General features: G+C 61.4%; 18 protein-coding genes. 4 read left to right on the top strand and 14 right to left on the bottom strand.

What is annotated here, in order from left to right; genetic code table 11:
- Positions 1-30: 30 nt before the first annotated feature.
- The 6 genes from FYJ44_RS11560 to hpsG form a co-directional block, all read right to left on the bottom strand.
- Entirely contained in the window at positions 31-1326 is a 1296-nt protein-coding gene (locus tag FYJ44_RS11560; RefSeq protein WP_154512266.1) for a TRAP transporter large permease, read from the bottom strand.
- Positions 1323-1832 carry a TRAP transporter small permease gene (locus FYJ44_RS11555; protein ID WP_154512264.1) on the bottom strand — a complete coding sequence of 170 codons (510 nt, stop codon included), beginning with the start codon at positions 1830-1832 and terminating at the stop codon, positions 1323-1325. The genes FYJ44_RS11560 and FYJ44_RS11555 overlap by 4 nt, the downstream gene beginning before the upstream one ends.
- Before the next feature lie 64 nt (positions 1833-1896).
- The gene (locus tag FYJ44_RS11550; protein ID WP_154512262.1) at positions 1897-2898 is read right to left on the bottom strand and encodes a TRAP transporter substrate-binding protein; all 1002 of its coding nucleotides are present in this window, start codon (positions 2896-2898) and stop codon (positions 1897-1899) included.
- Between the two features lie 483 nt (positions 2899-3381).
- Positions 3382-4272, bottom strand: coding sequence for an NAD(P)-dependent oxidoreductase (locus tag FYJ44_RS11545; protein ID WP_229772684.1), 891 nt, complete (start codon positions 4270-4272; stop codon positions 3382-3384).
- A 26-nt stretch (positions 4273-4298) separates the two neighbouring features.
- Positions 4299-5198, bottom strand: coding sequence for a (2S)-3-sulfopropanediol dehydratase activating enzyme (hpsH, locus tag FYJ44_RS11540; protein WP_154512260.1), 900 nt, complete (start codon positions 5196-5198; stop codon positions 4299-4301).
- 201 nt (positions 5199-5399) lie between these two features.
- Positions 5400-7874 (bottom strand): (2S)-3-sulfopropanediol dehydratase, encoded by a 2475-nt coding sequence (gene hpsG, locus FYJ44_RS11535; protein ID WP_154512258.1) that lies wholly within the window; start codon positions 7872-7874, stop codon positions 5400-5402.
- Positions 7875-8288: 414 nt separating this feature from the next.
- On the opposite strand from hpsG, the gene FYJ44_RS11530 reads away from it, so the two are divergent.
- Positions 8289-9209 (top strand): DUF2333 family protein, encoded by a 921-nt coding sequence (locus FYJ44_RS11530; RefSeq protein ID WP_154512256.1) that lies wholly within the window; start codon positions 8289-8291, stop codon positions 9207-9209.
- A gap of 208 nt (positions 9210-9417) precedes the next feature.
- Here the strand turns inward: FYJ44_RS11530 and FYJ44_RS11525 are convergent, their stop codons facing one another.
- Both FYJ44_RS11525 and FYJ44_RS11520 read right to left on the bottom strand, forming a co-directional pair.
- Positions 9418-10359, bottom strand: a complete 942-nt coding sequence (locus tag FYJ44_RS11525; RefSeq protein WP_154512254.1) for a DMT family transporter — start codon at positions 10357-10359, stop codon at positions 9418-9420.
- Between the two features lie 150 nt (positions 10360-10509).
- Positions 10510-10920 (bottom strand): (R)-mandelonitrile lyase, encoded by a 411-nt coding sequence (locus tag FYJ44_RS11520; RefSeq protein WP_154512252.1) that lies wholly within the window; start codon positions 10918-10920, stop codon positions 10510-10512.
- A 264-nt stretch (positions 10921-11184) separates the two neighbouring features.
- Between FYJ44_RS11520 and FYJ44_RS11515 the strand changes: the two genes are divergently transcribed.
- Positions 11185-11376, top strand: a complete 192-nt coding sequence (locus tag FYJ44_RS11515; protein ID WP_154512250.1) for a hypothetical protein — start codon at positions 11185-11187, stop codon at positions 11374-11376.
- 13 nt (positions 11377-11389) lie between these two features.
- On the opposite strand, the gene FYJ44_RS11510 is transcribed toward FYJ44_RS11515, so the two are convergent.
- On the bottom strand, positions 11390-12805 hold the full coding sequence (locus FYJ44_RS11510) for a phosphohexomutase domain-containing protein (protein ID WP_154512248.1): 1416 nt from the start codon (positions 12803-12805) through the stop codon (positions 11390-11392).
- A 185-nt stretch (positions 12806-12990) separates the two neighbouring features.
- Between FYJ44_RS11510 and FYJ44_RS11505 the strand changes: the two genes are divergently transcribed.
- Positions 12991-13587, top strand: coding sequence for a hypothetical protein (locus FYJ44_RS11505; protein ID WP_154512246.1), 597 nt, complete (start codon positions 12991-12993; stop codon positions 13585-13587).
- A 133-nt stretch (positions 13588-13720) separates the two neighbouring features.
- On the opposite strand, the gene uvrC is transcribed toward FYJ44_RS11505, so the two are convergent.
- Together uvrC and FYJ44_RS11495 are read right to left on the bottom strand one after the other, a co-directional pair.
- A complete protein-coding gene (gene uvrC, locus FYJ44_RS11500; RefSeq protein WP_326833685.1) occupies positions 13721-15649 on the bottom strand; it encodes an excinuclease ABC subunit UvrC in 1929 nt (642 codons plus the stop codon).
- Positions 15650-15805: 156 nt separating this feature from the next.
- Entirely contained in the window at positions 15806-17335 is a 1530-nt protein-coding gene (locus tag FYJ44_RS11495; protein WP_154512244.1) for an outer membrane homotrimeric porin, read from the bottom strand.
- A 517-nt stretch (positions 17336-17852) separates the two neighbouring features.
- Between FYJ44_RS11495 and FYJ44_RS11490 the strand changes: the two genes are divergently transcribed.
- Positions 17853-19235 carry a cytochrome c peroxidase gene (locus FYJ44_RS11490; protein ID WP_195841022.1) on the top strand — a complete coding sequence of 461 codons (1383 nt, stop codon included), beginning with the start codon at positions 17853-17855 and terminating at the stop codon, positions 19233-19235.
- 127 nt (positions 19236-19362) lie between these two features.
- On the opposite strand, the gene FYJ44_RS11485 is transcribed toward FYJ44_RS11490, so the two are convergent.
- From FYJ44_RS11485 to trpB, 3 genes are read right to left on the bottom strand one after another with little or no spacing between them, the layout of a single operon-like run.
- A complete protein-coding gene (locus FYJ44_RS11485) occupies positions 19363-20247 on the bottom strand; it encodes an SMI1/KNR4 family protein (RefSeq protein WP_154512240.1) in 885 nt (294 codons plus the stop codon).
- A 56-nt stretch (positions 20248-20303) separates the two neighbouring features.
- Entirely contained in the window at positions 20304-21230 is a 927-nt protein-coding gene (locus tag FYJ44_RS11480; protein WP_154512238.1) for a TIGR01777 family oxidoreductase, read from the bottom strand.
- Positions 21231-21267: 37 nt separating this feature from the next.
- Complete coding sequence (trpB, locus tag FYJ44_RS11475) at positions 21268-22488, bottom strand: tryptophan synthase subunit beta (RefSeq protein WP_154512236.1); 1221 nt, start codon at positions 22486-22488, stop codon at positions 21268-21270.
- Between the last annotated feature and the right edge of the window lie 235 nt (positions 22489-22723).

Raw genomic sequence — 22723 nt, 5'->3', positions numbered from 1 at the left:
GGAAATTCCTTATGTTGTTGAATGTCGCCGCTACTTCCCGTAGCCCAGCGCATCGGGCAGGAAGGTACTGATGGACGGCACAAAGGTCAGGATCAGAATGCTCACCGTCAGGGCCAGAAGGTAGGGCAAGACGGCGAGGGACAGGCGCTCCACCGAGATGCCGCCTATGCGTGAGGCCACAAAAAGATTGACCCCCAGCGGCGGCGTCAGCATGGCCACGTTGTTGGTCACCACCAGGATGATGCCGAAGTGGATGGGATTGATGCCCAGTTCCAGAATCATGGGCAGCAGGACGGGCACCAGAATGATGATGGTGGACAGGGTTTCCATGAACATGCCCAGCACATACAGCACGGCGATGATCATCAGCAGGACCACGTAGGGATCCTTTGAAATGCCCATGACCAGACCGGTGAGTTTTTGCGGGGCCTCCTCGAAAGTGAGAATTTTGCCGAACAGGGTGGACGCGCCCACGATGAGCAGAACGCCGCCGCAGACCATGGCGCCTTCCAGCAGGGCCTTGTTGATATGTTCCCACTTCAGGGCGCGGTTGATGACGATGCCGACGAAAAGCGCGTACAGAATGGCCACCACCGAGGCTTCCACCGGCGTGGCGTAGCCGGAATAGATGGAGCCGAGAATGATGAAGGGCGTCATGAGCGCGAAGAAGCATTTGCGGCAGCTGCGCATGAATCTGCGCAATTCGAATTTTTCGGTTTCGTCCCCGCGGAAATTGTTTTTGCGGGCCAGCAGCCAGGCTGTGGCGATCATGGCGAAGGCCACCAGAAAGCCGGGCAGAAAACCGGCCGTGAACATGGCGGTCACCGACAGATTGCCCAGAATGGCGTAAATGATCATGGGGTTGCTGGGGGGGATGAGAATGCCGATGGTGCCGCCCGAGGAGGCCGCCGCGCTGGCGTACTCGCGCGAATAACCGTTGCGGACCATGGCGGGAATGAGGATGGTGCCCACGGCCGCCACCGTGCCCGGACCGGAGCCGGAGATGGCCGCGAAGAAGGTGCAGGCCAGAATGGTGGTGATGCCCAGGCCGCCGTGCATGCGCCCCACCATCTGCTTGACCACATCCACAATCTGCTGGGTGATGTTGCCGTATTCCATCAGCGTCCCGGCCACCACAAAACAGGGGATGGCCAGCAGCGGAAAGAGGTTGAGCCCGTCGAACAGGGAATTGTGGATGATGGACATGGGCAGGATGTCGCCGCTGAGCAGGGTGACCGCCGCCGCGATGGCCAGCGACATGAAAATGGGGACGCCCAGCAGAAAAAGGACGGCCATCGCGACCAGGGCAAGTTCAAGCGGACTCATTGGGGGTTCTCCTCATAGTTCACAAGGCCGGCCAGGGTGCCCGCGCGCCAGTGCTTCCAGTACTGTTCCACAATACGCCAGCTCACCAGCAGAAAGCAGAAGGGAATGATCATTTCCACATGGCCTTTGACCACGCCCAGGGTGGGGGATATTTCCGGATATTCCAGGCCCTCCTGGATCGTTTCCCAGCAAACCGTGATGAAATAGATATTGAAGGCTATCCAGACGGCGTCGCCCAGAACGCGGAAAAACAGGCGCGCCTTGACGCCCAGCCGGCCGAACTGGGCTGTGATGCGCACATGCCCGCCGCGCTTGACGGCCAGGGCCGCGCCCACGAAGACGGCCCACAGGAAACTGTAGCGGGACAGTTCCTCGGTCCAGGCGAAGGAGGACCCGGTGAAAATACGCATCACAACCTGGAGGACCAGACAGAAGATCATCAGAAAGACAAGTCCGGCACAGACATATTCCTCAAAATTGTCATAGCATTTTTTGAAAAAGGACATGGTGATCGGCTCCTTGAAAGAATGGCCGCGCCGGACGATGCGCGCGACGCGGCCGTGCGTCCGGCTACTGCGCCATGATCTTCAGCAGTTCGTCCACATTTTCCTTGCCGCCGACCTTGTCGTAGATTTTGGGCCACATGTCCCGGGCCGCCTTCATCCAGGCGTCCTCGTCGGTCAGGGCGTTGATGGCCATGCCTTTTTCAAGGCATTGCTGCAGGGCCAGGGCATCCTGTTCGGCGGCCCATTGCCACTCATACTGGGCGGCTTCGCGGGCGGCGCGGGTCACCAGTTCCTTGGTCGCGGGATCAAGCTTGCGGTACCAGGGGTCGGAAACCAGCATGGGGCCGACCCAGAGCAGATAGTGCAGGTCGGTGATGTACTTCTGCACTTCCCAGAACTTCTGGTCGCGGTTGATGGTGTGGGGATTTTCCTGTCCGTCCACAACGCCCTGCTGCAGACCGTTGAAGGTTTCGGACCAGGACAGGGGATGCGGTTCCACACCCCAGGCGCGGAAGGCTTCCAATTGCAGTTCCACGGCGGGCACGCGGATTTTCAGGCCCTTGAGGTCAGCCATGCAGGTGACGGGTTTTTTGGAGTTGGTGAGCACCCGGTAGCCGCCCATCAGCCAGGAAAGCGGCCGGGCGCGGCTCTGCTTGGCGATTTCGTCGGCCATTCTGTCCATGAACGCTTCGTTGGTGAAAACCTTCCGGGCGTCCTCGATTTTGGGGAAGCCGTAAGGGAGATAGAACACCCCGGCCTTGGAGGCGAACGGCGTCAGGTTGCCGCAGGAAACCACGGCCAGATGGATCTCATTGGTGCGCAACTGCTTTACGTTGGCCTGTTCGTCACCCATGGAGCCGCCGTAGAACGTCTGCACCGTGATCTTGCCGTCCGATTCCTTTTCCACAATTTCCTTGAATTTATTGATGGCTTCCACATGCAGGCTGCCGTCGGGGTTGGCGGTGGCGGCGCGGATGGTCATCTTGGGGTATTCCGCAGCCCCGGCGTCGGACGTTGCCCCGAGCAACAGGGATATGGTGCACAGCGCGGCCAGAATGCGTTTCATGGCTTTTACTCCTTGGGGTTATGGGGGGAAGTTCGTGTACAGGGCAGACAAGCAAAATCGGGGCCACTTTGCGAAAAAAAGAACATTTTAAAGTGACGTTTTGCCGATGTCCAAAAAAGGATGAATTTCTAATATGTTGTTATATATGATAAAATATGGACATGTCACAAGCATGCTTTTGAGGCCGGGAGGAGGCGTGCTTCTTTTTTGCGCGTGCGAGGATGCGTAAATTTACATAAACTCTGTTATATATCAGTATGTTATATAAAATTTTCATTTTGTGCTTTTATTCTCAATAATACGAATTATTAGCAAGTGTTGCATGGGCGCATAGTTTGAAAATTTTTAAAAATTATTACGTAATGTTAACGTATTATGGAAATATGCGACGCGGTTTGTGCAAAAAAGCAACACGCCTGAGATGGTTTTGTTGTTTTTTTACACAAACCGCGTCGTAAAGGGGGCCGATTTTCGGCAAATGCGTTATGAGCGGGCGGAGGCCTCTTCCGTTTGCGGCGAAACTTCGCTTACGGCGGCGCAATCCAGCTTGCCCAGTCCTTGCGCCTCGGCGGCCGCGAAGACGGCTCGGGCCGCCTCCAGAACCGGGGTGGAAACCCGTTGATGGCGGGCCATCTCGCAGCCCAGCCGCATGTCCTTGTGGGCGAGGCTGAGCGCGAAGCGCGGCGCGAAATCCTTGTTGGCGATCCAGGGACCGCGCGTCTCCATCTGAAACCCGCGCGCCCCGGTATCCGCCAGGAGACGCAGGAGGAGTTCCGGCGCGATGCCGGCGCGCTGCCCCAGGCGCATGCCTTCGGCCAGGACGGCCAGATTGGCCATTCCCACCAGATTGCTGATAAGTTTTATGGCGCAGGCGGCGTTGATGCTGGAGACGTCCTCGGGTTTGCCCATGACCTCAAGAAGGGGCCAGACCCGCTTGCGGGCCGCGGCGTCGCCGCCGGTGAAAATGGGGGCTTCGCCCCCGGCGGCCGCAAGCGGCGTTTTGCCCAGCGTGGCCTGGACATAGGCGATGCCGCGCCGCGCCGCTTCTTCCGCCAGGCTTTCGGCCAGCGCGGGGTCAATGGTGCTGCATTCCACATGGACCGCGCCGCGGTTCATCCGGCCGTACAGACCCGTCGGGCCGGAGACGGCCCGCCGGACATGCTCCGGCAGGGCCAGGCAGGTGAACAGCACGTCACAGGCCGCCAGATCTTCCACGCGGTCCGTGGCTGAACCCGTCCTGCCCGCGTCCGCAACTTCCCGCGCTTTGGCCAAATTGCGACTGTAGGCCAGCACGTTGTAACCGGCCTTGATAAGGCGGCGCGCCAGCGGCGCGCCCATGAGGCCGACGCCCCAGAATCCGATGTTCATGCTCATTGCGATCTCCATAATGGAACACCGCCCTACCGGGCGATTTCGTTCAGATTTTTCATGAGCGCCTCGTCCAGAGTCGCGCCCTCCAGTTCGTAGCGGCGGCCGAGATAGCCGTACTTGGGTTGGCCCATGCGGTGGTAGGCCAGCAGTTCATAGTCGATGTTGGGGCGGCGGGGCACCATCCGGCGGATGGCGCGGATGTCGTCCTCGCTGTCGTTGAAGCCGGGAATCACGGGCGTGCGCACCCGGATGGGCAGATCGGGAAAATCCTCGCAGACCCGGCGGAAATTTTCCAGGATCAGGGCGTTGTCCACGCCGGTCTGCGCCTTGTGCTTGCGCGGGTCCAGGCATTTGATGTCGAAGATCAGCCTGTTCAGATGCGGGCAGGCGTCGCGCAGGCGCTCGTAGGGGTAGCAGCCGCAGGTCTCGATGGTGGTGTCGATGCGGCGGCGGCGGGCTTCGCGCAGCAGGGCGACGGCAAATTCATGCTGCATGAGGGCTTCGCCGCCGGAAAGGGTCATGCCGCCGCCAAAGCGGTGGTAGAAGACGCCGTCCTCTTCCACTTTATCCAGCGCCTGACCCACGCTCATGCTTTCGCCGTAGACGCTCTGCGCGCCCGAGGGGCAGGCCCGCACGCAGGCGAAACATTCCTCGCACTTGTTGCGGTCATGGCGGATCAGGCCGTCCGCCGTCAAACTGAGCGCGCCCGTGGGGCAGGCCGCGAGGCAGCGGCCGCAGACCCCGGCCGTGAGGCAGCGCGTGGGATTGAAGGCGTGTTCGGGCTTGAGGCTCTGGGATTCGGGATTGCTGCACCAGCGGCAGCGCAGGGGACAGCCCTTGAGAAAGACCAGGGTGCGGATGCCCTTGCCGTCATGCACGCTGAATTTCTGTACATTGAAGACAATGCCGCTTACTTGCGCGTCCGTCATGGAAAAATCCTTTGAGTCGCCGGGCGTGCGCCCATGGCGGAAAAAAGAAGGGGAGGGGGGCTTTCCCCCTCCCCCCCGTGGTTGATTTCGGTCGTTTCGCCAGGGGCTGTTTCCAACCTGGCCCTTTCGCTTTGCGGCTTCGTCAATTTGGAAACAGCCCTTGGGTCGCGTTCAGAACGGATTCCCTTTGTCTGAACCGTCCTAGAATCCGGAATGTTCCGTGCGGTCGATAATATCGTTCTGGAGGTCGCGGGACAGATCGCAGAAGTAGGCGCTGTAACCGGCGATGCGCACCAGCAGGCTGCGGTAGTTGTCCGGATCTTTCTGGGCGTTGAGCAGGGTCTGCTTGTTCACGATGTTGAACTGCAGATGCCAGAGCTTGAGATCGCACCAGGTGCGGATCAGGTTGACGATTTTTTCCGTGCCTTCCTCGCCAGCCACGCACTTGGGCGACAGCTTGATGTTCAGCAGGCGCGAGGCGCGGTTGATCATGCCGTAGTTCTTGGAATGGTAGTTGGAGAGCAGCACGGCCGTGGGGCCGTTCTTGTCCGCGCCGTGAGAGGCGGAGGAGCCGTCGGAGAGGGCCGTCCAGGCGTGGCGGCCGTTAGGCGTGGCCGCGACCACCTTGCCGAAGGGCACGTGCGAGGTGATGGGCACATAGCGCACGTCCACGTGTATGCCGCGTTCCTCGCTGCTCTTTTCGGCCTCCACCTGGGTGAAGCGGTCCACGTCCTTGGCGATGCTGTCCACATAGGGGTCGTTGTTGCCGTAGCAGGGGGCGTTGCGCAGCATTTCGCGCACCGGCTCATAGCCCTTGAAGTCGGCCTTGCAGGCATCCAGCACTTCCTTGAGGCTCAGCTTCTTTTCCTCGAAGACCAGCTTTTTGATGGCCGCCAGAGAGTCCACCACCGTGCCGTAGCCCAGGAATTCAAAGTAGGAGTAGTCCACGCCGCCGGGGATTTTTTCGGTGTGCAGGTCCAGCATGTTTTCCATGCACAGGTCGTGGAGCACCGAGGACAGCGGCGCGGCGAAGTGCTGCGGGCGCAGCTTGTCCACCACATGCTGCTGCTGGAAGGCCTTGTGCAGCAGGTTCAGATGCTGGGCCTTGTAGGCTTCGTAAAATTCTTCCCAGGTCTTGAACCCGAGGGGATCGCCGGTTTCCAGGCCGATGAGCTCATCGCCGTAGCGCAGCATGCGGCCGTTGTAAAGCGCCATTTCCAGAGCCGTGGCGAAGTTCACGTACACGCAGCCCGAGGTGTAGGTGTCCCGGTTGGGCATGCGGGTTTCGGTGCAGCCGGACACGGCGTAGTCCAGGGCCTCGTCCATGGGGCAGCCCTTGACGGTGTTCAGGAGGATCACTTCCTCGTCATTGATGAGCTTGGGGAAACCGGAGCCGTCCTTGATGGTCAGGGCCACTTCGTACAGGAAGCGCTCGGGCGAGCGGGAATGGATGCGCGCGGCCAGATCCGGGTAATTGAGCGGGAATTCGCGTTTGGATTCCAGGAAAAGATAGGTCAGGTCGTTGGTGGCGTCCTCGCCTTCGCGGGTCTGGCCGCCGATGGTCACGGCCTCCCAGTGGGCGTAGCCTTCCTGGAATTCCACGCCCGTGGGATTGATGTACAGGTCGATGAACTGGGCCATGTCCACCCACATGCATTCCAGCAGTTCCTTGGCCTCTTCGCGGGTCAGGCGGCCTTCCTCGATATCCTTTTCATAGTAGGGATAGAGGTACTGGTCCATGCGGCCGTTGGAAATGATGGCGCTGGCCTTCTGTTCGATGCGCGAGAACATCTGCACGAACCACTGGCACTGCATGGCCTCGCGGAAGGTGCGGGCCGGATGGGCGGGCACGCGCTCGCAGATCTCGGCGATCTGAAGCAGTTCGGCCTTGCGCTTGGGGTCGCTTTCCTTGGCGGCCAGGTCCTTGGCCAGTTGGACGTGGCGTCCGGCCCAGATCATGATGGCGTCGCAGACGATGATCATGGCTTCCAAGAAGGGCTTCTTGTCCCAGAGGTCCACGGAATTGTTCAGATCCAGTTGGGCCAGTTTGGCCTTGGCTTCGTTCTGGATGTCGATGAAGCCGCGCTTGAGAACCTTTTCATAGTCCGGCACCCATTGCAGGGCGGAGCGGTAGGACGAGGTTTCGCTGACCACGAATTTGGACTTGAGGCCGCGCTCGTCGTCGTAGGTCACGCCGCGGATTTCGGCGGGCAGGGTTTTGTTGAGGTGCTCATGGTAGGTTTTGCCCTCCCAGTAGGGGGCGATGTCTTCCATGACCGTCTTGATGTCTTCCCGGGAGATCTGGAAGGGGCTCTTGTCGCGGTGCTCCAGGTCGGCCAGCACCTCGCGGTAAAAGTCGCCGTCGATTTCGGGGTAAAGGATGCCGTAGCGTCCCAGCTTGCCCACGCGGCCCGCCAGAAGCTGGTCCGGCGTGATCCAGACCGTAATTTTTTCAGCCACGTTTTTGAGCGCCTTGGCCCAGCGCAGGGTCAGCAGCTCACCCTCGGTTTCGCGCATGGATTCGGTGAAGTATTTGGCGCGTTCCACATCCACATGGGGAAGGCTGAACTGGTTGCGCTCCAGGATCTTGTAGACGCGCTCCCGCCCCTGGCGGTTGATGTTTTTGTTGATGACGCGGTCTTCCTGGGGGGACATGCAGCAACTGCACTGGCTCATGACAAACTCCTGAATGGGTTTTATGCTCTCGGACGTTGGGATTTGTTCCGTCCCAAATGCCGATGGGAAAGCATCTTGCGTGCCATTCAGGCAATATGCTGATATTAAAAGAAAAATGCTGTAAAAGCAGGGGCATGACGGATGTGGCTTCCACGACGGTTTGTTGCAAAAAAACAATAAAAATAATATATCTTGCTGAAATGAATAGATAAAGTTAATATGTTGTTTTTTTGCAACAATGCAAAAAGGCACTTTTTCACAAGAACACCTTGGGCGGCGGCCCTGAAAAACGTAAGCCGGATACAGGTTTTTTCATCTCCCCCCCTTCCGTTCGGGCCGAAAGGCCCTATATACTATGGCGATGCCGTTCAGCCGGAGCGGCGTCTATCCCTGTCTTTCAAGCGAGGATTTTTCATGAAGCTGCCTGAATTGCCCACTATCCTGAAATTGCGCGTCGTGCTGAAAACCCTGGCCGTGCAGGTCTGCCTGCTGCTGGGCATTCTGGTTCTGGCCTGGGGCCTGCAGCGCGTGTATTCCGCGGTGGACGCCACCACCTTCCCGGAGCCGGTGGCCGTGCCCGCCGACGCCGCCCAGCTGTCCGACAATGAAAAAGGCAAAATCCTGCTGGACGCCATCACCCATCAGATGCGCTACGAGCTGAACTCCACCTTCGGCTGGAGCTTCAACGACATCATCTTCAACCGCTTCGTGCTGGACAACCGGGCCTACCGCCAGTACGGCGTTTACCACGCCACCAAGTTCCTGCTGGATCTGTATTCCAGCCAGATCGCCAAACTGGGGTCCAGCGACCGCGAGAGCGAGTTCCTGTACAAGGCGCGCATTAACAGCTTTGCCATGGACCCGCGCAGTTTTATGTTCCCCTCGGCTGAAGGCTCCTACAAAAAGGGCCTGCGCCTGCTGGACCAGTACAAGGAATCCCTGGACAAGGGCACGGGCGTCTACAACTGCCGCACCGACGATTTGTACGCCTCCTTTGTCACCGTGACCGGCGAGAATATGCTGGGCTACGCCATCGGCCTGCTGGAAAAGGCCCAGGCCATGCCCTTCTATGAGCTGGACAACCGCATCTACGAGGTGCAGGGCATCGCGCTGGTTCTGCGGGACTTCATCAGCACGCTCTATGTCCTCTATCCCGAGATCAGCGCCAAGAACAACGAGGGGAACATGGCCGCCGCCATGGACAGCCTGAACCGCATCTGCACCTATGATCCGCTGTACATCACCTCGTCCTTCAATTCCGGGGAGCTGATCCTCTCCTATCTGCTTTTCGCCAAGGCCCGTCTGGAAGACGTGCGCGACAGCATCCGCATCTGACGGCCGACCTCCTCCGTCAGATGCAATAGAGCGGTTCACGCATGAAATGCGTGAACCGCTCTGCAAATCCTTGCCGCGAAATGCGAGCAGGCGGGCTTTGCCCGTCGTAACCGGGCATTTTATACAATGCTCTGAAGAAGGCGCGGGAATCATTTGATTCCCGCGCCTTTCGTTATACTCTTGATCATCTGCTCCGGGAGAGCCTGCCTCAGTGGCGGTGCGGCAAAGCCGGAAGATGCAGCAATGGACCCACGGCGATGAGTCCGGCCCCGCAGACCACCACCAGCGCGCCGCCGTAGCCCAGCCAGTTCAGCGGGTCGGCCGGAAAAAAGCTCGGCGCGAGCAGATGGAAGATCTGGGCGAAGGCCAGGGTGAACAGGGGCGTCAGGGTGAGGATGGCGCTGACCTTGGCCGTGTTCCAGCAGGACATGGCCCGGCTGAACGCGCCGTAAGCGACCAGGGTGTTCAGGCAGCAGTAGGCCAGGCACAGGCTCTGCGCGGTGTCCAGACGGAGCAGGGCGCTCGGCGTGGCGAAGGGGAACAGGGCCAGCGCGCAACAGGTGTAGAGCACGCGCATGATCCGGGGCGGAGCCATTTCGCGCAGCAAGATCCTCTGGGCCAGGCCGTAGACGGCCCAGACCACCGCGGCCGTGAGGCCCAGCGCCAGGCCGAGTCCGTAGCCGTCGCGGATCTGAAACAGCTCGGTCAGGCGTTCGTTGAAAAAAAGCCCCAGCCCGAGCAGCAGCACCACGACCCCGGCCACCTGCACGCGGCGCAGGGCTTCGCCCAGCACCAGGACGCTGCCCAGCATGAGCAGCATGGGACCGGCCTGCGCGACGATCTGGCAGGCGGAAGCGCTCATGCAGGCCACGGAGGCGTTGTAGAGCACGAAATTGCCGCCCAGCCCGGCGGCCGCCACGCCGAGCAGCAGAACGACGCGCCCGCTGTACAGACCGGACCGGGCGCGGCGCGTCGTCCTGCGGGGCAGCCAGAACCACAGCCAGAGCGCGCCCGTGCTGAAGCGTATCCAGACGATGGTTGTGGGGTCCACCGTGGTCACCACCTGCTTGAGCGCAATGGGCAGCGTACCCCAGAAAATTACCGTGGTCAGGGCCAGAAAAAGGCCCTTCAGATGTGTTCCCAATTCCATGCCCGATTCTCCACGGCGGGCCGTCCCGGGAGGAACGCGCGCCGATGCGCGCCAGCATGACGCTGATCGCGCGCATCGGCAAGCATCTTTTTTATCCGCCGGGACGCTGTGGGCCAGGTCCTCCGGCGGTTCCGCCCCGGAGCGTCTCCCTTATTCCTGCCCGGAATACTGCACGTCGCTGACCTTTTCCAGCCAGTCCACGGCCGTGCCGTCCAGTTCCTCAGCCACGGAAATATGGGTCATGGCAACCTGGGGCGCGGCGCCGTGCCAGTGCCGGACATGCGGCGGAAACCAGACCGTGTCGCCGGGGCGCACTTCCTCAATGGGACCGCCTTCAATCTGCACCAGGCCCAGGCCGGAGGTGATGATCAGGGCCTGCCCCAGCGGATGGGTGTGCCAGGCCGTGCGCGCGCCCGGCTCGAAGGTGACGGACGCGGCAGCGGCCCGCGACGCCCCGTGCGCCGGAAACAGGGGGTCAATGCGCACCGTGCCCGTGAACCAGGCCTCCGGCCCCTTGACGGAAGGCTGCGTGCCGTTGCGGAGAATGCTGTGCTTTGTCATTTCGCTGCTCCTTGAGAAGGAATTTTCCTGCCTTATGGATAGGTGTTTTCCCCTTCCCGGCATAGAGACGATTCTCTCTCGTTCTTGTCTGATTCTCTCTGCCGCCGCCGTGTTATGCCATGCCGCGCGAAACGGTAAAGCCCGCGACCCGCCGGAAGAGAGCGCAAGAAGGAAAGGCTGCCCGCGCCGGGGCTTTACCCGTATGGGCCGGGCGGCTAACATGGGGCATGAGCAACGCAACGCGCCGCGCGATTTTTCTGGACCGTGACGGCACACTCAATCTGGATACGGGCTACGTGCACCACGCGGGCCGGCCTGGCCGCCGGTTGCCGGGCCGTGCTGCGTTCGGGCTGGGGAGAGCGGGAAGCGGCTGAGGCGCGGGAAAGCCTGCCCGAGGTGCCCACAGTGCCGGATCTGGCCGCCGCCTGTGTGTATATTCTGGCGCGGGAGGCGTAAAAAGCCGTCCGGTTCAGGCCGGGGCCGTGCCGTCCTCGGCGTCGATCAGGCCCAGCAGTTCGCCGGTCTTGTCCTCCAGCAGGGCGGGATCGGCGCGGCTTTCCACATTCAGGCGCAGCAGGGGTTCGGTATTGGACATGCGCAGATTGAAGCGCCAGCGGGCGAATTCCAGATTGACGCCGTCCAGATGGTCTTCGTGCAGGGCCGCGTTGGCATAACGGTCGCGGATTTTCCGCATCAGGCCGGGCGCGTCGGCCACGCGGCGGTTGATCTCGCCGCTGCAAGGGTAGGCGGCCATGCGCGCGGCCGCCAGTTCGGCCAGGGTCGCGCCCGTGCGGCCGAGCAGCGCGGCGATGAGCAGCCAGGGCAGCATGCCCGAGTCGCAGTAGGCGAAATCGCGGAAATAGTGATGGGCGCTCATTTCGCCGCCGTAAACCGCGTCCTCGGCGCGCATTCTTTCCTTCATGAAGGCGTGGCCGGTCTTGCCCATGACCGGCGTGCCTCCCGCGGCCAGGACCATCTCGCGCGTGTTCCAGTAGACGCGCGTGTCATGGATGATCTTGCCGCTGGGGAAGCGCCGCAGCAGTTCCCCGGCCAGCAGGCCGATCAGATAATAGCCCTCGATGAAGCGCCCTTGGTTGTCGTAAAAGAAGCAGCGGTCAAAATCCCCGTCCCAGGCGATGCCCAGGTCAGCCCCGGCCTGACGCACGGCCTGGGCCGTGTCGCGGCGTTTTTCCGGCAACAGGGGGTTGGGCACGCCGTTGGGGAAATGTCCGTCCGGCTCCATCTGGCGGCAGACAAAATCAAAGGGCAGGGCCGGGGCCAGTTCGCGCAGCACCAGCCCGGCGCAGCCGTTGCCCGCGTCGGCCACGATTTTCAGGGGCCGGGCCACTCCGGCCCGGCCGCGTAATTCCCGCGCGCCGCTGTAATCCAGCAGCCAGTTCAGATAGTCCGGCCTGAAACAGGCCCGGCGCACGCCGCTCAGCGCGTCCGTGGCCGCCGCTCCCTCCGGAGTGCGCTTCTCAAGCAGGCGGGCCACGCAATCCCTGAGCTCGTGCAGGCCGGAATCCCCGCTCACCGGCACAGCTCCGGCGCGGACCAGCTTGAAGCCGTTCTCGTCCGCCGGATTGTGGCTGCCGGTGATCATGATCCCGGCGTCAAAGGGCTGATTGGCGGCGGCATAGTAGATTTCCTCCGTGCCGCAGAGCCCCAGATCCGTGACCCGCGCCCCGGCGGCCAGCAAGCCTTCGGCCAGGGCGTCGCGCAAGGCCGGTCCGCTCAGCCGGGCGTCGCGCCCCATCACCACGTCGCGCGCGCCCTGCGCTTCGGCCACGGCCCGCCCCAGAGCGCGGGCCAGGTCAGGATTGAGGGCGTCCGGCACGCGGCCCCGGATGTCGTAGGCTTTGAAACAGGAAAGATCGTGGGTCATGGCGTCCTCGCTGGCAATGGCGGTGTTTTCCGCATGCTTGTGGAAGAGGGCGGCATTGTCAAGGGCGGGATATGCGCACGGGCTTCACCGTGCCGGGCGACTATGCTACTAAGATATATATGAGTTGAGTATGCGGCGCACTTGCCGCCTGTGGACCAAGCCTTTGATCTTTGCAAGGTGGAGCCATGTCCGGTTTTCCCGCAATGAAAGTCAGACCCAAGAGCGGCAGAGAAGTCTTTGTGGGCTTGGAGCCGAAGCGCACGCTTCAGGATTTCTGGATCTGGGCCTTCTCCGACCTCGTCGGCAATACTGAACGGGGGAAGCTCGCCGAATATATCGTGGCGATGGCCATCGGCTGTGATATGGAAACCAGCTCCACGTGGGAGAGCTTTGATATCCTCTCCTCCGAGGGGATAAAAATTGAAGTTAAAACCTCCGCATATATTCAGTCATGGGCACAAGAGAAGCTTTCAACCATTGTTTTTAATATTCCTGAAACACGGGGCGGGGATGGAAGAGAAAAAGAGAAAAAACGCCAGGCTGATGTCTATGTTTTTTGCGTTTTGAAGCATAAGGATCAGCAGACCATACATCCATTGGATTTGAGCCAATGGGAGTTTTATGTGCTTGCGACGAAAACTCTCAATAGTGTTTTCGGGAGGCAGAAAACAGTACGTCTGAACAGTTTGGTTTCCGCGTGCAAGGTCGCGCCGTGTGAGTATGCTTCACTGGGAAATGCCATCAGAAAAGCATATGCCTCGGAGGCCGCGCGGGAAAGCTGATTCCCGCAAACGTCTTCATGGAACAGACGCTGTTGGAGGTGACCGGGTGCTGCGCGCCTTGTTCTGTCAGACGAGTTCAGGATGTTCGGGCCAGGAGTTTCGGGCCGGATGTTTTTACGGGGCGGCAGGGCCGTCAGCTCAGCTTGCCCAGTTTTTCCTTCAACAGCGCCGCCTTGGCCGGGCCGATGCCGGGCAGGGCGCGCAGTTCCTCCAGGCCCGCCGCGCGCATGGCTTCCACGCTGCCGAATTTTTCCCAGAGCAGCCGCGCCGTGGCCGGACCAATGCCCGGCAGGCGCATGAGTTCGCCGGAAAGCGCGGCCCCCTGGCGCGCCCGGCGGTGGCGGCCGATGGCGAAACGGTGGGTGGCGTCGCGCACATTCTGTAAAAAGAGCAATTCCGGGCCGCCTTCGCGCAAGGGCAGGGGATTGGCCCGGCCCGGCACAAAAATCCGGTCCGCCACGTTACCCGCCCGGCGGTCGGCCTGGCCGCGCTCGTCGCGGGCCTTGGCAATGGCCGCCAGCCTGAACAGCCCTGTCTGACCCGCTTCGGCCAGGGCGCGCTCCACAACAGCCAACTGTCCCCGGCCGCCGTCGATCAGCAGAAGGTCGGGCCAGGGCGGGCCGCTCTCCAGCCGTCGCGCCACCCAGGCGTGCAGGGTGGCGTAGTCGTCGCCGCTGTCCGGCATGGCATAGGTCCGGTAGTCCGGGCGGCTGGGCTGCCCGTCCGTGAAGACCACCAGACCCACTCTGGTCTGGCGGCCGCCGGTATGGGAAACGTCCACGCATTCAATGCGCTGCGGCGGCGCGGCCAGATGCAGGGCTTTCGCCAGGCGTTCCAGAATGGACTGCCCGTCCTGACTCTTGCGGCGGCGCGCCTCTTCACGGGCGTTGGCCTGGGCCAGGTCGATAAGCTGATTGTCCGCCGCATTCTGCGGCGCCACAATGCGCACCGGTCCGCCCCGGCGGTCCGCCAGAGCCTGTTCCAGCAGGGCCTTGCCGTCCGTGGCCTCTTCGGGGACGGCTCCCTCTTCCGCAGGCGTGTGGGCGGCGCGCGCCGGCGTCTCCGGCGCGAGACTTTCCGCTTCTTCCGTGCCGTCTCCTTCCCATTCCAGTTCCGGCGGCAGCCAGGGCAGCAGCACGCGCGGCGGCGGGGTGGCCTGGCTGTAGTACTGGCTCACAAAAGAACTCAGAAGTTCCGGCGCGTCCTCAAAGGTCAGCCCCGGCCAGTAAAAGGCCCGGCCGTCGGTGACCGCCCCGCCGCGCACAAAGACGATGCCCAGAGCCAGCCCCTTGTCCGCCGGGAAAAGGCCCACCGCGTCCATGTCGCCGCCGCCGGGCAGGACGGCGGCCTGCCGTTCCACGGTACGCTCCACGGCGCGGATCTGGTCGCGCAGGGTTGCCGCCTTTTCAAATTCAAGCTCCGCGGCGGCCCGCTCCATCTCCTCGCGCAGGCCGCACAGCAGGGACTCGGCGCGGCCTTGCAGCAGCTCACAGACCTTGTGCACCGCTTCATGGTAGGCTGCGGGCGTGATCAGCTCCATGCAGGGGGCCGGACACTGGCCCATATGGTGGTACAGGCAGGGGCGCACACGATTTTTCATGGCCCGGTCCGAACAACGGCGCAAGGCGAAGGCGCGGTGGATCAGCTTCCAGGTTTCCCGTGCGGAAAGTGCCGAGGTGAATGGCCCGTAATAGCGCGCGCCGTCGCGCCGGGCCCGGCGCACGATCTCCAGACGCGGAAAAGGATGCTTGAGGTTGAGCCGGAAGAGGACGTACTGCTTGTCGTCGCGCAGCACGATATTGTAGTGCGGCCGGTGCTTCTTGATCAGGCTCGCTTCCAGCAGCAAAGCCTCTTTTTCCGTGGTGGTGCTCAGATAGTCCAGGCTGACCGCATGGGCCAGCATGGCCCTGGTTTTGGCGGGCAGGCCGTCAGGACGGAAATACGAGAGCACGCGCCGCCGCAGAATGCGGGCCTTGCCCACATAGATGATGCGGCCCCGGCTGTCCTTGTACAGATACACGCCGGGCGTGAGCGGTATGGTGGAGGGGTCGGGTTTCTGCACGCTTTGGTTGTACCGGAAGGGCGCGGGCCTGCCAAGTCCCGGCGCTGAGCCTGAAGACGAAGCATGTCGCTCTGTCCCGCTTCTTTTTCCCGACGCAGGACGCAAAAAGGGGAGCCTTGCGGCTCCCCTTTGCATAAACCAGACTGAATGAGTGGATTAGAAGGAGTACACGAAGCTGGCATTCACATTCCAGGCGTCGCGGGTCTCAGGAACGCCCAGACCCTGCTTATGCCTGCTGCCCCACACGGACTTGCTGTTGTCGAGCCAGAGGGCGATGTAGTCGGCTTCCACATTGATGACGAAGTTTTCGTACATCTGATAGGTGTTGGTCAGACCGATTTCCAGGGCGCTGTCCTGGGTGGTCAGGTACATGGCTTCCATGCCCGCAACGCCATCGACGCCACCGCTGTTGGCGTACAGGCCGTTGAGGGACAGCTTCTTGGCCATGGTCGGGCTGTTGGTGCCGCCGATGTAGTTCACGCGCAGGGTGTGCTTGAGGTCTTCCACAAAGCTCATGTCCTTCAAGCGCGCGCCGATGCCCCAAGTGCCGCCCATGCCGTGGCCGATGGCGCCGTTGCGGGCGATGTAGGGATCGCCGTCAAAGGCGAAGTTGGAGAATCTGTTGGTGTTGTTGGCGCTGAGGGTGGGCATGCGTTCGGAACCGTTGGCCGGGTTGCTGTCGTCACCGGAGCCGTACCAGCCGTACAGACCGGGGGTGGCCCAATCCAGCTTGTATTCAAAGAGCAGAGAAGCCAACCAGCCCTGACGGTTCATGCGGCCGTCGTCTTCCCAAGTCACGGAACCGTAGTTGAAATCCCAAGCGAAACGGAAGGGATCAAAGGCGGTCACTTCACCGGTCAGGCCGCCCCACCAAGCTTCGCCGTAGGAGCTCAGCTTGCGGGCGTTCAGAGCGGAGGAACCATTCTTGTGCAGGGCGCCGCCCACAGGCACCAGACCGGCCTTGGCATAGCTGCCGGTGCCCCAAGGACCGGCCAGGAAGTTGTCGCCCTGACGGAAGGTGTTCGGGCCGATGGCGGAATACATGCCCCACGGGGTCACTTTCACGCCTTCAAAGGACAGGGGCACCAGCAGGGCGAAAGCGTCCATGTTGTCCATGTAGCTGCTATACTGGTGATTACCACGGCGCCAATCGGAGTTGTCGTTGAAGGGACGAGCCCACAGGGCGGTCACTCCCACGTTTTCGTTGAACTGGTAGCTGGCGGTGACGCCGGCCACGTCGTCGTTGAGCACGGTGCTGCCGGTGGTGAAGCTGGGCAGTTCCACGCCCTGAATACCCATGCGGAACTTCAGGTCGGTCTGCGGCACCATCCAGTCAATGTAAGCGCGCTTCACTTTAACCACGCTGGCGCCGTCAGCGCCCAGCGCGCCGCCATTGCGGTCGCCGGCCTTGCCCCAGAGCTGTTCGCCGATTTCAAAGTACACGGTGCCGGACAGGGATTCGGAGGCCACGGCGTCCAACTGCAAACGCACGCGCTGACGGGCTTCGAAGTCGTCTTCCTTGTTGTTGTAGCCGGTCTGGCCCTTACCGCCGGTAAAATTGCCGTTCTGGCCATAGTCAAAGCTCATGATCCACTGGCCTTTGGCCTTGAAATCAATGGCGCTGGCGCCGGTGGCAACACCGAACACCAAGCCCGCCGCCAACAGAAGCGTAGCGATCTTTTTCATGGTTAACCTTCCTTTCTTTTGCTCCCCTATGATGGGGAACGGGTTGTCGTAACGGAAACGCCTGTGGGGCGGTTTCCCGCCGCGATCAGAATTTAAGAAATCCCCGCGTGCATTGCAAGTCTATTCGTGCAAAAATTTTTACTCTTTAGGGCTGTAAAAATGCCGTAAAAAAATTTTTACCATAAAATCAGCCTGTTAAATTTTTTCGAGATGGAATTTTTTTTTATTTTTTTTCTCTGACATGACGGAAAGCATCCGCCGCAGGCCCCAATGAAGCCCTTTTTGGGGAATGGGACGGTAACGGATGGGAGTTTAAAATTTTTTTGAATGACGGGAACAAGCGCGGACAGACAGTCAGGCCTTTGCCGGTACGCGTCGGCATTGGGCAGGTTGCACCCCGCGTTGTACCCGGCTGATTTTTTTGGCCTATTTAGTATTGATAATTTTTCTTGACAAAGGAGACAGGATTGTGAATATGGACACAAATGTACACCCACACCAACAGGGAGGAATGGGTATGAGGATTTCCTGTGTCGCAGCGGCCGCTTTGGGGATGGTCGCGCTGTTGAGCGGGCCCGCGCTGGCCGCGTCCGCCGGTGAGACGGCGCCGGGGGGCATGCCGTCCATGGCCAAGTTTGCCAAGGTTTCGAAGGTGGTGCAGGACAAATGCATGGCCTGTCACACCCAGGGCTATGATCTGCCCTTCTATGCCAAGGTGCCCGGCATCCGCCAGATCATTGAAAAGGACTATCGCGACGGCATCCGCGCCATGGATCTGAATGTGGAGCTGATCCAGAACAAGGGCAAGCCCATCGGCGAAACCGTGCTGGCCAAGATGGAGTGGGTGATCAACAACGACACCATGCCCCCGGCCAAGTTCGCAGTGGTGCATTGGGGCAGCCGCCTTTCGGATCAGGAGAAAAGGGATATCCTGGAATGGGTGAAGATTTCGCGCAAAGCCCACTACGCCACTGACGCCGCGGCCAAACACGCCAACGAACCCTTGCAGCCCCTGCCGCGCATGATCAAGACCGACGCCAAAAAGGTGGCCCTGGGCGACAAGCTGTTCAATGACAAGCGCCTGTCCACGGACAGCACTCTGGCCTGCTCCGGGTGTCACTTTTACGACCGGGGCGGCACGGACCACCAGCGTTTCTCCGAAGGCGTGCGCAAGCAGTTCGGCGACGTGAACCCGCCCACAGTGTTCAATGCGGCCTTCAATCTGGCCCAGTTCTGGGACGGCCGCGCGGCCGACCTGCAGGAACAGGCCGGCGGCCCGCCCATGAACCCCATTGAGATGGGCAGCAAGAACTGGGAGGAGATCATCGGCCGCCTGTCCCGGGATGAGGCCCTGACCGCTGAATTCACGGCCGTCTACCCCGACGGCTGGAGCGGCAAGAACATCACCGACGCCATCGCCGAGTATGAAAAGACCCTGATCACGCCGGACAGCCGCTTCGACAAGTGGCTGCGCGGCGACGACAAGGCTCTCAGCGCTCAGGAAGTGCAGGGCTATGCCCGCTTCAAGGCCTATCGCTGCGCCTCCTGCCACGTGGGCAAGAGCGTGGGCGGCCAGTCCTACGAATACATGGACTTGAAGAAGGATTACTTCGCCGACCGCGGCGGCAAGGAGCTGGGTTCGGACAAGGGCCGCTACAACCACACCAAGAGCGAGATGGATATGCGCCGCTTCAAGGTGCCCAACCTGCGCAACATCGAGCTGACCGGCCCGTACCTGCATGACGGCACTGTGGATACGCTGGATGAGGCCGTGCGGATCATGGGCGTCTACTGCGCCGGTCTGGACGTGCCCCAGAGCGACCGCGATCTGATCGTGGCCTTCCTGCGCAGCCTGACCGGCGAGCACAAGATGCTCTCCGGCAAGGTCGCTGCCAAGTAAGATGTTTTTTTATTGAAAATCCTGAAGCGCGTTGCGGCGCGCCGAAGCGAAAGCGGGATTCAGGCTTGGCCCGAATCCCGCTTTTGTCTTCTTTCATGCCCCGTCCGGCAAAGACAGTCGCCGGCCCTCATTCCGGCATGAGGAATGCAAGCTCCACGGCGTCCGAGCGCAGTTTTTTCACCATGCTTTCAAGAAGGATACGGCTTTCGGCCACGTCCTGATCCGAAGTTTCTTCAAAGTCGATTTCCAGGATAAAGGAATATTCACGGCTGTCCGGAAAAAGCCAGGTACCGGCGTTGAAACGATTGGGCGAGAGCGCGCAGCGCAACTCCCGCCCTTCATATTCCGGAACAACGACGCCGTACCATGCGTCAAAATTAAACCAGCCGTACCGGTCGTCCTCACGCCTCTTCAGGGGAATGCCCAGCGCCCGCGCGCAGTGCTCCGCCAAAACGTCCTGCGAAAGCAGGCCCGTTTTTATGCCGAGATGCCAGCAGCCTTCGTAGCAGGCAACGGAATAAACCAGGCGTTCCATAAAGACATCGTAAGACGGTACCCGAAAAACTTCTTCAAATCCGTCAGTTTCAAAATAGCAAACTTCCGGCTCCTGCCGCGGTGTTTCCTGCGTCATGCCGTAATCAAGACAAAGCACATTGTGCCCGTCAACCCAGGAAAGCACATACAGACGTTCCTGGCGGCAGTCCTTGCCCAGAACCTCTTCCATTTCTTCCTTGCCGTAAACCTCATCCAGGGAGCAGTATTTTTCGTTCGCCGGGATGCCGTCAAGTTCCCCGGAATTGATGAACAGGCATTCGGCAACACCACCATGAACATAGGCCTGGGGCCAAGGCAGGCCGCCGTTTTGCAAGCGCAGTTGCGCTTTGTACAGCGCCGGAAGTTTGAAGCCGCAGATTTTTTCCCAGCGCGCAAGCTGTTCCCCGGTTCTTCCCGCTGTATCCTGATCATAGCCTTGAGGCGGTTGACGCCAGAAATTTTTCAACGGATCCCGCATGCTCTTCCTCCTTTCCACGCAAGGGCGGGGCTGTTCGGTGCTGTGCAAGAAAATTGCTATATGCTGGCCCGCAGGGCTCCGTCCAGATCCGGGTAACGGAAGACATAGCCCGCTTCCAGCAGAACGCGCGGCGCGCAGCGCTGGCCGTTGAACAGCAGTTCCTCGGCCATCCGGCCCAAAGCCGGACGCAGCGCAAAGGCGGGGATTCTGAACAGGGCCGGGCGGCGCAGGGTCCGGCCCAGAGCGCGGGCAAAACCGGCCGCGTCGACCTGTTCCGGCGCGCAGAGATTGCAGGGGCCGCTGATCTGCGGATGTTCCAGCAGAAAAAGAACGGCCCCGGCTTCATCATCCAGGTGAATCCAGGGGAAAGGCTGGCGGCCGCTGCCCGCCGGGCCGCCCAGGCCCCAACGGTAGAGGGGCAGCATTTTTGTCAGGATTCCGCCGCCCTTGCCCAGCACCGGCGCGGTGCGGATGCGGACCCGCCGCACGCCCAGGGCTTCCACCGGCGCGGAGGAAGCCTCCCATTGGCGAGCCACATCGGCCAGAAAGCCCGATCCCGCCGGGGCGTCTTCCGTAGAGTCCGGGGCCGTGGCCAGATCGGGCCAGAGCCCGTACCAGCCCGAGGCCGACGCCTGAATCAGCGTTGCCGGTGGGGCGGCCCCGTCCTTCTTCAGCAGGGCGAAGGCGTCCGCCACGGCGCGGCCCGCGCAAACGCGGCTCTGTACAATGGCTTCGCGCCGGGCTCTGGTCCAGCGCCCGGCCCCGATATTTTCGCCCAACAGGTTGACCACAGCCGCCGCGCCCCGGCAGATTTCCGCCAGGTCACGCGGGCTGCGGCCGTCCCATTGGGCATATGCCGGGCCGCCGTCCGTTTGGGAACGGCGGCCGCGGCCGCTTATGGTCACATCATGTCCGGCCCGCAACAGGGCCTTGACCAGGGCCGAGCCGATAAAGCCCGTGCCGCCCAAAATCACAACGCGCATGGCGCCTCCGCAAGGAACATCCGAGGCCCTCTCCGCCTCAGGCGTTCTCCTTGCGCGCAGCGCGCATCAGGGCCGCCACCTGGGTCACGTCCTTGTCGCCCCGGCCCGAAAGATTGACCAGCAGCACCTTGTCCGAAGACATGGCCGGGGCCATCTTGATGGCCTGGGCCAGAGCGTGCGAGGATTCCAGCGCCGGGATCACGCCTTCATGGCGGGACAGGGAGAAAAAGGCATCCAGAGCTTCCTGATCCGTGACGCTGACGTATTCCGCCCGGCCCAGATCCTTGAGCTGGGCGTGTTCCGGACCCACCGAGGGGTAATCCAGACCGGCGGAAATGGAATAGACCTCGCCCGCCTCGCCCTCGGCATTCTTGATCATGTAGGAATTGAAGCCGTGCAGCACGCCCGGCTCGCCCAGGCAGAGCGAGGCCGCGTGCTCGCCGTAGGCCGTGCCGCGTCCGCCGGGTTCCACGCCCATGAGGCGCACTTCCATGTCGTCCAGAAAACCGGCGAACATGCCGATGGCGTTGGAACCGCCGCCCACGCAGGCCAGACAGACGTCGGGCAGACGGCCCAGTTCCTGAAGCATCTGGGCCCTGGCCTCGCGTCCGATGACGGACTGGAAGTGACGCACCATATAAGGATAGGGATGCGGCCCCACAGCCGAGCCCAGCACGTAGAACATCTCCGGATCATTGACCCACACGGCCAGGGCTTCGTCCACGGCCTCCTTGAGCGTGCGCTGGCCGCTTGTGGCGGGCAGCACGCGCGCGCCCAGCATTTCCATGCGGACCACATTCAGATGCTGGCGCTCAATGTCCACTTCGCCCATGCAGATGGTGCAGTCCAGACCCATGAGCGCCGCGCCCGCCGCCGTGGCCACGCCGTGCTGACCGGCCCCGGTTTCGGCGATGACCCGCTTTTTGCCCATGCGTTTGGCCAGCAGGCACTGCCCCAGGGTGTTGTTGATCTTGTGCGCGCCCAGATGGTTCAGATCCTCGCGCTTGAGCCAGATCTGCGCCCCGCCCAGCATGCGGCTGAGATTGGCGCAATGGAACACCGGGCTGGGACGTCCCGTGTAATGCACAAACAGGTATTCCAGCTCGCGCTGGAACGATGCGTCGTTCAGGGCCGCGTCGAAAGCGCCGGACAGTTCGTCCAGGCGGGCCTTGACCGGCTCTGGCACGTACTGGCCGCCATACGCGCCGAAAAAGCCCCGGCTGTCGGGTTTGCCGCCAAGGGTAATGTGTTGGCTCATGCTCTTCTCCTTCACTGGAACATAATTTTTCATTCTGTCGTTTTTGCAAAGGAGATGTCAAGAGCGGGGCGGGGCGGCTACAGGGCAGACGCATCTAAAAAATCTTTATTTATTGCCTAGATGTAATGTTTCAATAGGTTGTTCACCCTCCCTTAAATCGGTATGGCTGGAGTTGCCACAGCAACAGCAAACCGGCTGAGGGAAAAGGTGAACAGCCATAAAAATGCCAAACTGA

The organism is Desulfovibrio porci, assembly GCF_009696265.1.
GTDB lineage: Bacteria > Desulfobacterota > Desulfovibrionia > Desulfovibrionales > Desulfovibrionaceae > Desulfovibrio > Desulfovibrio porci.
Note: the sequence above shows the minus strand (reverse complement) of the source record. Positions and strands in the feature narration are given on the sequence as shown.